Raw genomic sequence first — 12979 nt, 5'->3', positions numbered from 1 at the left:
TCAAAAATGTCAGCGCTATCAGAAGGACACAAACGCCGAAGCACAGCCAGCGGGCGGACGTTTCTGTGAACCTGACCATGCCTGCTCAAACCGGTTTGAGAATGGCCGTGTCGCCGGGCAGATCATTCGCGTAGCGCCCTTTCCAAGGAAAACGCGACGGTATGTAATAGGTTGCAAAGGCAGTGACCGCAATAACGACCGCTATGCCCGCGTAGAAGAAGGTCCAACTGGCCGGTCTCAACACGCCCAGCGCGACGATCAGCATAAAATTTGGGACATCGAGAAAGTGCGTTACATTCGTAACACCGGCAGCCAGTTCATCATCCAGCGCTTTGGTGGCCTCATTCGTCTTACGCGCTTCGGCAACGGCGTCGCGGATGCGGACATAATGGAGTTTCATGATGATATGACCTTCAAGAAATTCGAAGAGAAACAGGACCATCATGCCCGCCAGCCAGGGCATTTCCAGAAATCCCCACCCGTAAAAACCGAAGATCAGCGAAAATCCGCTGACGAGTGTAAGCATCGAGCTGGGTACCGTCAGTCGATAATAAAACGCAAGCAGACCGGCTATAGTGTCGGCCATAGCCTGAAAGCTTGTCGCCTTGCGCGCTTGCAATTCCATCAGGAAAATGCCGATCAGGCCCGAACCAAGACCAATGAATGCCAACACATGGAGAAATTTGAGGATTTCATATGTCACGATTAGCCTACTCAGCAGATAGGCCAGCAACAACAGACAGCCTGTAACAAGAGGCATCTTCCAGAATACCGCCATAATTGGCTCCCATGATCGTGCTCGAACCCCGCTCCTAAGGGCGGCATACCGCTTTATACAATACTATTCGGTGTAGTGTATAAGCAGAATAAGTCAATGCCTTTGGAGAGGGAGGCGTGCTTTCTACGGAGATTTCCGTTTTTTTTGGGGGTGGCTACTTTCCGGCAGGCAATGCGTCAGCCCGAACGCGAGGGAGCGCTCCACGCAGAAAAAGCTGGCTTGATGCTCTCGCCATCTGTGCAATCTGCTTTGCATCCAACTGCACCGGTTGGTTCATCAATAACTTCATGTGCACGTTGGTTTTGATCAGGCCAACGAATTCCGCAGCCGCCCATTCGATGTCAGGTACCTCGAACCGGCCCAAATCAACCTGCTGCCGAATGTAATGATCAAAGCTCTTTTGCGAAGACATGATCGGCCCGTTGAACATGATGCTGCCAATTTCGGGCCAGTTGAGCGATTCGGTAACCACGATACGATAGAGCGCAATCTGATCGGGCGAGTAGATAGCCGACAGAAACCGGACAGCCATGTCGGTGAGCACATCTTCTGGATCATGATCGGCGAGTGAAGCCAGTTCCGGCATGTCGGGGGCAACATTGGCACATCGGCGCTTGATGACTTCGCCAAACAAGACCTGCTTGCTATCATAATTATTATAGACTGTGCGTTTGGATACATTGGCTTCCGCAGCGACAATATCCATGCTGGTTCCGGCGAAACCATATTGGAGAAAGACACGCTCTGCTGCGTCAAGGACGATGTCTGCTTTGGTGGTATATACCCGCTTACGTTTGCGAGCAGGAGAGTCTCTTTTCAACGTCTGACTGGTCATCTGAACGGGGCTTCCTGTGCTGCGCCGGTGCATTCGTCCCCGAATGCACCGGCTTGCTGGAAACGGCAAGTATGTCGCAATGCCCCCGAACGTAACCGCCAATAATACGATCAGTGCTTGAACGTCAGCTGTAGAGCTATGGTTCGTGACTCCTCGGGAATGCCTATGGCGTTGCCCGGAGGAGCGAACGTGGCCGGAAAGGCGAATGCCAGCGAATAAGCATTTGTCAGATTGCGGCCTATCACCGAAAGCTGAAGTCCCGATTGGTCATTTGCCAGCGAGATGCGACCATTGACAGTGGTGAATGCGTCGCCGCGTGGAACGGCATTGGGATTGGTCTGGTGCGTGATGCTTGAACGATGGGTAATATCGCCGGCAAACGTAAGACTGGTGGTATCGTCCAACGGCATCTCATATGTTGCTGCGACTTGGCCGGAAAAACGCGGTGCGCGCGGTACTTCGTCACCAATACCGGGCAATTGGCTTAGGTTCCGGGCCTTGGCGTATGTGCCATTTGCCGACAGCGAGAATCGATTGAGCGGGGCAGCATATGCTTGAACCTCCACTCCCTGCGACTTGAGATCCAGATTCTGAATCACGAAGCGCTGGCCGTTGAATTGGTTGTTCTGAAAATCCTTAACCTTGGTACTGAAACCTGCAATATTGAGGTGCCAGGAGCGGTCTGGGCCTTCCATCTTTACCCCGGCTTCATAGGTTCTCGCGACTTCCTTCCTGTACTCAGCTTCAGAAGCCAGGGTCGTGTCGGAAAAGCCGCCACCTTTTGTGCCCTGACCCCAAGATGCATAGAGCAGGACGCGATCGATCGGACGGAACTCCATGCCCACCGAACCGTCGAACACATTCTCCCTGCGGCTTAGCGGCGTCAGCGGAAAGGCCGGATCGACGCGAGGACCTGACTCCGAGAGCGGGCGACCATAAGCGCCGGGGGTTATCTGTGTGCGAACGCTTGACCCCTTCTTTTTTTCACTGGTGTAACGAAGCCCGCCGGACAACAGCAGATTTTCGACAACTCTCAGATTCACTTGTCCGAACCCTGAATAGGTCGTTGTATCCTGCGAAAAATTCTGGCGGTACGAGCCGAAAAGCGGGAACGGAAGGTTGCTCGCTCCTACAGGATAAGCAGCGCTGTTCACCAGCGCCTGATCAAGCGCATTATCCACAAAAAGCGCGCCGACAATGAAGTTAAGCCGCTTTTTAGCCGGAGAGGTCAACCGAAGCTCTTGGCTGAACTGCCGCCCTTTGACTTCCACTTGCTCGGAAAAATAATCTCCGACAACGTAATCCCGGTCGATATTACGGGATTGGCTGAACTTCGACCAGCCGGTAACAGCGGTAAACGCATAGTCACCCAGCTGCCAGTTCAACGTGCCGTTGACGCGATGGCTGGGCTGCGTCGTTGTGGAGGGTCCGCTAAGCTTGCTCGACGCAAAGGAGCGGTTTGGTGTCACGTCATACAAGTCCGTGCGGCCCGCCAGTGTGAAAAGGTTGCGAAAGAAATTCCCGACTTCTGCTACGGGTTCGGCATTCACGCCCACCGACTTCATGTCTTCATATTGATAGCTCAACGTCGCTTCGACATCAGGGGTAGGTTCCCAACGCGCAGTAAGGCGCCCGGAAAACGCCTGATTGGCCCGTGACTGTCGACCGTCAAACCGATTGGGCATATAGCCACCCACATCTTGGATCTGCGCCGCTGCGCGAATAGCAAAACTATCGCTTAAAGGGATGTCCGCACCCCCAGATACTATGGTTGACTTATTCTCGAACTCATATTGCGCCAGCGCATTCACCGCGAACTCGAAGCCCGGCTTGCGGGTCGTCAGCAAAACGCCGCCAAGGCTAGTGTTTTTGCCGAGGACGGCCGCCTGTGTGCCCTTTACCACTTCGACCTTCTCGATGTCGAACATCGCTGCAAGAAATTCCGCCCCGCGCGGCGCATATACGCCATCAACGAACAGGCTGATCGACTGATCGAAGGACACTGGACCGGCAGCAGAGCCAAGTCCCCGCACACTGACGCTTACCGTGTTATTGGGCGGGCGCTGGATGATCAGGCTGGGAACAACGGTCTTCAGATCCTCGACCGATGCGATGCCTGAGTTGGTCAGCGCCTCTCCACCGATAACATCGATAGATGCGGCCACATCCTGAACCGAGTTCGCGCGCAAAAGCGCGGTAACGACGATTTCCTCGGCAATGGGATGGTTTTCAGAATTTGCGGTGGGCGGCGCCTCCTGAGCGCGCGTAATGGCCGTAGAGCACAGTAATGCTGCAATAATTGTGATCGATTTCATTTTCATTATCGCTCCTCCCCTCGAAGATCAAATCTTGCTTAGATGTAATAATTACCTCGCCAAAATCGGTGCCTTGATCCTCTTTGGCGGCGCGGAGCCCGAAGAATGATAGGGCGCCAAAGTAAAAAATATCAGAGCTGCGGCGACACTGAGGGCGGCCAGTAACATGAGGGCAGCATGATAATTTCCCGCAGATGTCCGCATGACACCGAGAGCTGCCGCCCCTGAAGCGCCTCCCATCTGGAACGCCGCAAAAATCAGCCCATAGAGCGATCCATAGCGGCTCAGGCCAAAGTAGCGCTTAACGACAAACCCGAGCACATCTATTTCAGCACCGAGCAGAAGACCTACGCACACAGCGGCAAGCCCGGCGATCACGCCTCCTGCACCTTGCGCGAGACAGATCAGCGCAACAGCCGACAACAATGCGTAAACTGGCATCATGAAGCGGACGTGGAACCTGTCCAGCATCCAGCCACTCAACAACCGGCCGGCAATCGTCGAGAAGCCCAGCAATGCCTGAAGTCGCAGCGTGTTTGCGGGTGACACACCATTTTCAGTCAGCACGGTCACCTGGTGGACGAGCATGGAGGTGCTAACAAAGCCGAGAAAAACGAAGCCCAGCAACAGCTTATATAAATCCGGCTGGCGAAACTCATTCCAATTCCACAGCGCAGTTTTTGGCGGCTTTGCGGCAGCAGCAACCGCGGGGTTTTCGTGTACCCAAAAATAGACAGCGGGCATCGAGATCAGAATTGCAACGAAACCAAGGGCAGCATAAGCCGTGCGCCAGTTTGCAGCATCCAGAATTGCGCCGATCAGGAGCGGCAAGGCAGCGCCGCCCAATCCAATCCCCAAGGTTGCAACGGCAACCGCCAATCCAAGCCGTCGATCAAACCAGGTCGATGTTGCCTTCGCGTAGCTCCCTGGCCACAGGCCGACAGCAAATAGCGGGATCGCCACCCAGGCGAGATAGAATTGCCAGATTGCACCGGTGAGTAGGGAAAGGCTTGCAAAACTCAGTCCGAATAGCGGAATGCTCGCCAATATCACCTTGCGGGTGCCCAGCCTGTCGACAAGCCAGCCTTGGATGGGTGCGGCAACAACGATCATTAGCGACATGATCGTAGCGCCAAAGGCCGTGGCGGTGATTCCCCAGTTAAAACTGTTGTTCAAATGGGGCACGAACACGCCGAATGTCATCATGGCGACGGTGCTCGGGCCCGCGGCCAGCGCGAGCATGGAACCTAGCGCACAGGCCCACCCTCTGTCGAGTTTTCCACAATGGGTATAAAGCGCCTCATCACTACGCTCATGGTCAACTGAAGACACCACGCCTCTCCTCTGACGCTCTCGCAGTACCGTAGTTGTACTACACCGAGCAGTGTATGTTGTGCAAGGTGTAATTTGGGCTTTGGCTAGCTTTCGATGTGATTGACTAGCCTGCCCACCGAGGTGATCCCGACTTCCACCCGATCACCAGGCTTCAGGAATAAAGGTGGTTTTCGGCCTACACCGACGCCCGCCGGGGTGCCCGTGAGCAAAATATCTCCGGGGCAAAAACTATACCAGCGCGAGAAATGTGCGATGGTGTCTGCCAGCGAGAAGATAGTATCCGAAATCGGCGATTCCTGAACCATCTGGCCATTGATGTGCGTCGTCAATTTCTGATTGCCAATGTCGCTCAATTCGTCTCGCGTAACCAGCCAGGGGCCCACTGCGGTAAAGCCAGGGAACTGCTTGCCCATGATGTTGACCTCCCACGTCAACCGGGCCTCCCAAGCTCCTTCGGCGCGCCAGGCGTCGTAAACCCAATCCCGCGCAGAGAAATCATTCGCGACGCTGTAGCCGGCGACATGATCGAGGGAGTTTTCGGCTTCCACGCAATGGCAATGCTTGCCGAATATGACGGCTAGTTCACCTTCGTAATCCATGTGTTCGGCGGCATGTGGTGGCAAACGTACGTTAGCGCCACTGCCTGTGATCGATGCCGGAATTTTGAGAAAGCCGGTTGGATGCCTTGGCGGAGGCGTTCCTGACATCTCCTTAAGATGCGAGTTATATGCCAGCCCTGCGGCAACGACCATGGTGGGGGCCGGGACAGGCGATAGCAGGCGCGTCGATTCTGGCAAGATCGCGCCCTTTTCGGCGAGCATCGATCGCTGCCGCAGGTCACTTGCTTCCGTATGTTCCACAAGGTCGCCTACCAACGCAAGGCCCGCGTCCCCGCCAGCAAGAATGCCAATCACCGAAGAGGGAATCCACTGATCAAGGCTTCCCAATCGTGCGGCCAAGCGCAGATCGATAATCTCTCCGCTTTGCAGCACTGCGCCCGGACTTCCGCCTGCCGGACCGGCTATGGTGACCAGTTTCATCAGCTTATCACACAGCTTTGATCGGACAGATCGAACTGCAACGTGATGCGGCCTTCATTGAGCTGCCAGCGTTGCATAGTATAAGTGACGGCGCCGAAAGACACGAACGGGTCGGCGTCTGCCATCGCTTCCGCTTCCTCGAAGCTTTCTGCACGAAATATGGTTACACCCGCTCCGGGCTTGCCCGCCTTGTCGGAGACAGGACCGGAAAGTAAAATCTTGTTGGCCTTTTCCAGTCCTATTACCCACCGATAATGCTGGAGCATGACCTCGGGCATGCGGGCCGGATCGAGCATCGTTCGCGTCATCATGAAATATGGCTTTTTGAGCATTAGGGCCTTGAGCCGTTCGACCTCGGCCATGTCTGCTGGGTCCGCTCTTTGATTGGTCGACTGATCATGCATGAGCATTGCCTTCCACACGCATATTTTCGATAATTTCGATTATGGCGGCGATGTCCTGATCGTGTCGCCCCTCCGATTCTGCGACCGCATAGATCGCGCTTGTCGTATTGAGCACTGGCGTGGCTGTGAGCGTGTCGTCAGCCATGGCGCGCGCCCGCGAAAGGTACCCAAACATATGACGAAATGGTCCGCGACCCTGTGCGAAATCGCGAGAGAGCATTAACGGGGCTTTGTTTACGAAGGTGGCGCTGCTTGCTGCGCTGCCGGACAGAGCATCAACGATCAATAGGGGATCAAGGCCAAGCGAGCGGCCCAACGATAGCGCCTCTGCCGCGATTAAATTGTGAGCGCACACCATGACATTGGCAATCAGTTTCATCCGTGTCGCCATGCCGAAATCGCCGAGATAGATATGGCGCTTCGCCACAGCATCGAAGTAAGGAGCCATACGCTCGATCACCGCATGCTCGCCCGACTTAAAGAGCGTTGCCTCGCGGCTCGCCACATGGGGTGGAAGGCCGCTCACTTCGCAATCGAGCATGGAAATTCCTGCCGAAGCCAGCCGGACGGCGGACGCCTTTTTAACCTCCAGCGCATAGCTACTTACGTCCACAAGGCACTGCTCACGAGGAAAGGTCAGCAAGACATCCACCGTTGCTCGCAGTGCAGTTTCGTTCGGCAAACTCTGAAAGATGACCGCTTTTTCGGGAAGCATTTCAATCAGGGCAGAGAGGCTATCAGTAAATTTCCCGCCAGCCGCAATGAAGTCCTCGTTCTGCTTGATGTCGAAACCGATTATCTCATAGCCTGCGGCCAACAAGTTGGCTGCCATGGGCTGACCTACATTGCCCAAGCCAATGAAACCCATTTTCCCCATTGCCAAAACATCCCCAGCCCAGAATTATAAGAAGCGCGCTTGCAGAAACTTGCCGAGCCCTCCGCTAGTGGCCGCCGTCGTTTTTTTGGAACTGGCCCGCACCGCTCATCGACGCTGCTGCCGCTGGAGGAGCACCTCCGGTCTGCCAGACATTCGAGACGTTCGGTCCGGGTGTCCAAGCTTTCGCCACCCATTTATCATCGGGGCCGATCTGAATAAGTTCAGCGGTATATTCGCAAACAAAGCCCGCAGGGTCTTTGAAGTAAGAGAAAACATTCCCGCCAGGCCCGTGACGGCCGGGCCCCCAGATTGGGTTTTGCCCAGCATCATGCTTAATCCGCTCGCTGTTGCGAACAACCGATTCCAGATCCTGCATTTGATAAGCGACGTGATTCAGTGTGTCCCGATCTGATTTTGCCAGCGCAATGCTGTGGTGTGCCGAGTTGCACCGCATAAAAATGAGGCCGTCTCCTTCATACCAGTCGGACACTTCGAAACCGAAATGGCGCTCGTAGAAATCGACACAGGCCCGAACATCGGCGCAATTGAGAACTATGTGGCTTGTTCCGCTGGGATCCGTTCTCGCGCCAGACCGTGGCGTTTCCAGCGCGCTGATTTCAACAAGCCGACCCGCATTATCCTTCATTGTAAAACCATAATAATCGCCGGGGCCCAAGAGGGGGGCGGGCAGGCTATCGATTTCGAGACCGTCGCCGACCAGTCGCTCCGCTAGACAATCGATATCGCCTGACGTGTCGACGCCCAAACGCAACCGAGACATCTGGGGCACTTCGCTTTGCTCCAGACCGAGCACCCAATGATCGGCACCACCACAGGTAAAATAAGCCAACCGCGACCCGGTGTAGGCAACCTCGGTCAATCCCCATACATCGCTGTAAAAACGACGTGACATCTCTACCGCCGGAGTTCCAAGAACCAGGCCCCGCACGCTTGAAACCTTCATCGCCATCGCTCCATTATATCTAATGCAAACTATAGTATACTATACGATGTAGTATTGCAATATGAGAGGGCGTGAGAAAATCGGAGTCTGCCGCACTTCATTCTGTTGTACGTAGGGCAGGTTTCTAAGCTGGAGTTGGGAGGGGCACTTATCCTCCATTATTCTTGCTTGAGTTTCCCTACGGCGACTCGTTGATCTGCCCCCCCCCCGCGCTGAGTGGCCCAGAGACTATGACAGTCTGGAACACGAAGGGGATGACGAATGCCGAGCGAGAAGCACAAGCCGGAAGGGTTTATCGGAAAGCCGCGTGAAGTTGAGATTGTGCTGGCGCGGGGCGCGAGTACTGCTGAGGCGTGCCGCGGGATTGCTGCCAGCGAGCAGACATATTGCCGTTGGCCCAAGAAATATGGGAGTCTTCAGTGATCGTTTCGCGGCGTGCTACTCAGCGGACCACTTCGGCAGGAAAAAATCCTGCAAACTTCTCGCGTGTGTTTTGCGTGCAACCAGTGGAAAAAGGCCCCATGTTCTTGTCACGTTCTACAACTTGAGCTACTATAAGTGACAGAAATCAGGTCTTTTTTAAATCATGCGCTGTGTTGCCATCGCAGGGGTCGCAAGTTCAATCCTTGCCACGCCCACCATTAAAAACCCCGCCGTGCAGCGCACTGGCGGGGTTTTTATATTCCGGCGTGAAAAACGGGATCAGCCCGGATCGACAGCGAAGACAGTGACGCCTTCATATTTCGGGTCCTTGGGATCGTAGAGCGGCATCCGGTCGAACGGGGTATTGGTAATAAGGACATCCTTAAGCCCGGCCAGCTTGAACGTGCCGAGCTTTAACTCACGGGGCGGCTGCCCTTCGCGTTCCACGGTCACGGCGTCGAGATACAGCTCGTCATGGCGTGTGTAGAGAATGTGCGGAGCCAGCATCGCGACGGTGCGATTATAGGTTGCCTGCACGCATTTGCGCAGCGCGATGGCCTCGAAAAAGATGCGGTTCGTATCCATGCGTTCAAATTGTTCGCTGAGACGCGGATGTCCAGCGCTTTTTGTGCGTCGCAGCACTGATTAGCGCATAATTCCGATCATTTTGGCGCAATGGGGGGATAGGCGACGCCGAGCTGTTCCAGATAGCTGCCATATTTCGACGGATCGTAATAAAATTGCTCCATCTTTGGGCGCATCCGCGACATGATTTCCGTATTGAGGAAGATGGCGGGCTTGTCCTCCGGCGTCAGCGCGGGATCGTATTTCTCGTCCTTGAACTGGACGGTCTGCTGATAGTCCTTTGCCTTGGCAATCAGCGCAGGCGTCGTCATCAGGTCGAGGACGGTCAGCGCGACAGCCTTTGCGCCTGCCACGGCGCCCTTGTGCGCGATGGGCGTCGCCATCGCCATTGCCGAGGTCACATGATGGCCGATGGTGTTGGGAATGTTGGACGGGAAACCGATAGTGATCGTGGGCACCGTCCACATGACATCGCCGATGTCATCCGACCCGCCAAAATTGGCGCCGCCGCGCGTTTCGGGTGTCGACAGTGGCGTGATCTGGCTATCGAGCGGCTTGAGTTTGAAATCATTTTCGGTCTGGACCATCTTGGCAAATGTCTGATCCGCGGCGCTCCATTTGGGCATGCCGACCATCTGAATATTGGCATAGGCAGCTTCGGCCAGCGGCTTGTTGCCGTAATTGGGTGCGGCATAGCCCAGCACCTTGCGGGAGACGGTGGTGCCGGTCGCCTGCGCCGCCGCTTCCGACACGGTATTGCCGGTAGCGAACAGATCTTTGATCGATTTGAAGTCTTTCTCGCGGAAATAATACCAGACCGAGGCGACGCCCGGCACGATGTTGGGCTGTCCACCGCCATTGGTGATGACATAATGCGACCGCTGGCTGAGCGGCAGATGTTCGCGCCGGAAATTCCAGGCAGCATCCATCCATTCGACAGCGTCAAGCGCGCTGCGACCATTCCAGGGCGCGGCCCCATGCGCAGTCTTGCCTTGGAAGGTATATTCGACCGAGACCATGCCGTTGAGGCCCAGATTGCCATAGCCGGTGCCGAAACCAGAACTGACATGAGTGAAGATCGAGGCATCGACCCCCTTGAACATCCCATCGCGGACATAGAACGCCTTGGTCGCCAGCAGTTCCTCTGCCACGCCGGGCCACAGCATCAGGCGGCCCTTGATGTTGTTCCTGACCATCACGTCCTTGGCCGCAAGCGCGGCAGCAATCATCAGCGGCATACCCGAATTATGCCCCTCGCCATGACCCGGCGCCCCTTCCACCTGCGGCACGATCTTTGCGGAGCCGGGGGCCTGCGATAAGCCCAGCAGCCCGTCGATGTCGCTGCCGAGCGCGATCAGCGGACCGCCCTCCCCCCATGTCGCCGTCCATGCCGTCGGGATTCCGGCAGCGCCGCGGGTGATTGTGAAGCCGTTCTTTTCAAGAATGCCGGTCAGATATTCCGACGTCTTGACCTCCTGAAACCCCGGCTCGGCGAAGCTGAACACCGAATCGACCATTTCCTGCACCAGCTTTGCGCGGGCATCGACCTCCACGATGGCTGCCTTTTTCAGCGCGGGACCGGCCTGCGCACAGGCCGTTTGCGGCGCGGTGAAGGCGCTGGCGGCGAGAAGCAGGGCGGCGCAGGAGGAAAGGGTTCTGGTCATGAGAGGCGCTTTCGGTAGATGTGGGCGGTAGCTTTGGGAAAGACAGCAAAGCCCCCGGCGAAGCGATCCGCCGGGGGTTGGTCAGTGCTTATTTGCCGGTCTTGAGGTCGGGATAGGTGATGCCGAGTTGTTCCAGATAGCTGCTGTACTTCGACGGATCGTAGTAGAACTTTTCCATCTTCGGCCGCATCTGCACCATGATATCGTGGTTGAGGTGGATGGCGGGCTGATCCTCTGCGGTCAGCACGGGATCGTATTTCTCGTCCTTGAACTGGACGGTCTGCTGATACTCCTTCGCCTTTACGATGAGCGCGGGGGTGGTCAGCAGGTCGAGCACGGTCAGCGCCACGGCCTTGGCACCGGCAACCGCGCCCTTATGCGCAATCGGCGTCGCCATCGCGAAAGCGGATTGGACATTGTGGCCGATCATGCTGGGAATGTTGGAGGGGAAGCGGATGGTGATGGTCGGCACCGTCCACATGATGTCGCCAATATCGTCCGACCCGCCGCCCATAGACGGCCCGCGCGTTTCGGGGGTGGAAAGCGGCGGGATTGTGGTGGGCAGCGGCGCAATCGGCTGATCGTTGGCGGTCTGCGCGGCCTTGGCAAAGGCCTGATCGTCCGCCGTCCATTTGGGCAGGCCGACCATCTGGATGTTCTTGTACGCGGCCTCGGCCATCGGCTTATTGCCGAAATTGGGTGCGGCGTAGCCCAGCACGCGCTTCGTTACTGTGGTGCCGGTCGCCTTGGCGGCGGCTTCGGCGATGGTGGTACCGGTTTCGTAAAGCGCACGGATCGACTTGAAATTCTGCTCGCGGAAATAATACCAGACCGAAGCGACGCCCGGCACGATATTGGGCTGTCCGCCTCCGTTGGTGATGACGTAATGCGACCGCTGCGTCAGCGGCAAATGCTCCCGCCGCATGTTCCAGGCCAGATCCATCAATTCGACGCCATCGAGCGCGCTGCGCCCGGACCAGGGTTGTCCGGCGGCGTGAGCCGTCTTGCCCTTGAACGTATATTCTACCGAGACCATGCCGTTATTGCCGCTGTCGCCATAGCCCGTGCCGAAGTTCGACCCGACATGCGTGAAGATCGACGCATCGACATCCTTGAACATGCCAGCGCGCACGAAATAAGCCTTGGTCGCCAGCAATTCTTCCGCGACGCCGGGCCACAGCATCAACCGACCCTTGATGTTGTTCTTGACCATCACATCCTTGGTCGCCAGCGCGGCGGCGACGATGAGCGGCATACCGGAGTTATGGCCTTCGCCATGACCCGGCGCACCTTCCACCATTGGCTTGACGACCGGCGATCCGGGATATTGCGACAATCCGAGCAGTCCATCGATATCGCTGCCCAGCGCAATCATTGGGCCTTCGGTGCCCCAGGTTGCCGTCCACGCTGTTGGGATGCCTGCGACGCCATGCGTGATGGTGAAGCCGTTCTTTTCGAGAATGGCAGTCAGATATTCCGAAGTCTTGAATTCCTGAAAGCCCGGTTCGGCAAAGCTGAACACGGAATCCACCATTTCCTGCACCAGCTTTGCGCGGGCATCGACGCCAGCCATCGCTTCTTTTTTCAGCTTCGGGCTGGCCTCGGCATGGGCGGACTGTAACGGCGCGGCCAATGCGGCAGTCGCCAGCAAACTGGCCATTAATGTCGTGCGTGTCAGGGTCATTGTTCATCCTCCGGGGCAGAAATCGGCCCGTTTGCCAGGCCGTTGTGAGCGACAGTTACTTTCAGGGAAATGCGG

Annotated in this window: 11 protein-coding genes and 1 pseudogene; 1 reads left to right on the top strand and 11 read right to left on the bottom strand. The window is 56.4% G+C overall.

What is annotated here, in order from left to right; translation table 11 throughout:
• Nucleotides 1-85: 85 nt before the first annotated feature.
• The 8 genes from LQ220_RS02475 to LQ220_RS02440 form a co-directional block, all read right to left on the bottom strand.
• Nucleotides 86-778 carry a DUF2269 family protein gene (locus tag LQ220_RS02475; protein WP_230186686.1) on the bottom strand — a complete coding sequence of 231 codons (693 nt, stop codon included), beginning with the start codon at nucleotides 776-778 and terminating at the stop codon, nucleotides 86-88.
• Between the two features lie 154 nt (nucleotides 779-932).
• Nucleotides 933-1613, bottom strand: coding sequence for a TetR/AcrR family transcriptional regulator (locus LQ220_RS02470; protein WP_230186685.1), 681 nt, complete (start codon nucleotides 1611-1613; stop codon nucleotides 933-935).
• A 110-nt stretch (nucleotides 1614-1723) separates the two neighbouring features.
• Nucleotides 1724-3934 (bottom strand): TonB-dependent receptor, encoded by a 2211-nt coding sequence (locus tag LQ220_RS02465; protein ID WP_230186684.1) that lies wholly within the window; start codon nucleotides 3932-3934, stop codon nucleotides 1724-1726.
• Nucleotides 3935-3979: 45 nt separating this feature from the next.
• Nucleotides 3980-5170 carry an MFS transporter gene (locus LQ220_RS02460; RefSeq protein ID WP_230186683.1) on the bottom strand — a complete coding sequence of 397 codons (1191 nt, stop codon included), beginning with the start codon at nucleotides 5168-5170 and terminating at the stop codon, nucleotides 3980-3982.
• Nucleotides 5171-5346: 176 nt separating this feature from the next.
• On the bottom strand, nucleotides 5347-6084 hold the full coding sequence (locus LQ220_RS02455) for a fumarylacetoacetate hydrolase family protein (RefSeq protein ID WP_230186682.1): 738 nt from the start codon (nucleotides 6082-6084) through the stop codon (nucleotides 5347-5349).
• A gap of 218 nt (nucleotides 6085-6302) precedes the next feature.
• Nucleotides 6303-6707 (bottom strand): YciI family protein, encoded by a 405-nt coding sequence (locus LQ220_RS02450; protein ID WP_230186681.1) that lies wholly within the window; start codon nucleotides 6705-6707, stop codon nucleotides 6303-6305.
• Nucleotides 6700-7575, bottom strand: coding sequence for an NAD(P)-dependent oxidoreductase (locus tag LQ220_RS02445; RefSeq protein ID WP_290369005.1), 876 nt, complete (start codon nucleotides 7573-7575; stop codon nucleotides 6700-6702). The genes LQ220_RS02450 and LQ220_RS02445 overlap by 8 nt, the downstream gene beginning before the upstream one ends.
• A gap of 73 nt (nucleotides 7576-7648) precedes the next feature.
• The gene (locus tag LQ220_RS02440) at nucleotides 7649-8554 is read right to left on the bottom strand and encodes a VOC family protein (protein WP_230186679.1); all 906 of its coding nucleotides are present in this window, start codon (nucleotides 8552-8554) and stop codon (nucleotides 7649-7651) included.
• A gap of 255 nt (nucleotides 8555-8809) precedes the next feature.
• Here LQ220_RS02440 and LQ220_RS02435 point away from each other — a divergent pair.
• Nucleotides 8810-8968, top strand: a pseudogene (locus LQ220_RS02435) (IS3 family transposase); the annotation flags it as partial.
• 282 nt (nucleotides 8969-9250) lie between these two features.
• Here LQ220_RS02435 and LQ220_RS02430 read toward each other — a convergent pair.
• From LQ220_RS02430 to LQ220_RS02420, 3 genes are all read right to left on the bottom strand, one after another.
• Nucleotides 9251-9556: a hypothetical protein gene (locus tag LQ220_RS02430; RefSeq protein WP_230186678.1), complete on the bottom strand. Its 306-nt coding sequence runs from the start codon at nucleotides 9554-9556 to the stop codon at nucleotides 9251-9253.
• 77 nt (nucleotides 9557-9633) lie between these two features.
• On the bottom strand, nucleotides 9634-11220 hold the full coding sequence (locus LQ220_RS02425; RefSeq protein ID WP_230186677.1) for an amidohydrolase: 1587 nt from the start codon (nucleotides 11218-11220) through the stop codon (nucleotides 9634-9636).
• Nucleotides 11221-11308: 88 nt separating this feature from the next.
• A complete protein-coding gene (locus tag LQ220_RS02420; protein ID WP_230186676.1) occupies nucleotides 11309-12904 on the bottom strand; it encodes an amidohydrolase in 1596 nt (531 codons plus the stop codon).
• Nucleotides 12905-12979 lie beyond the last annotated feature (75 nt).

The sequence above is a fragment of the Sphingobium sp. CECT 9361 genome (assembly GCF_918741285.1).
Lineage (GTDB): Bacteria > Pseudomonadota > Alphaproteobacteria > Sphingomonadales > Sphingomonadaceae > Sphingobium.
Note: the sequence above shows the minus strand (reverse complement) of the source record. Positions and strands in the feature narration are given on the sequence as shown.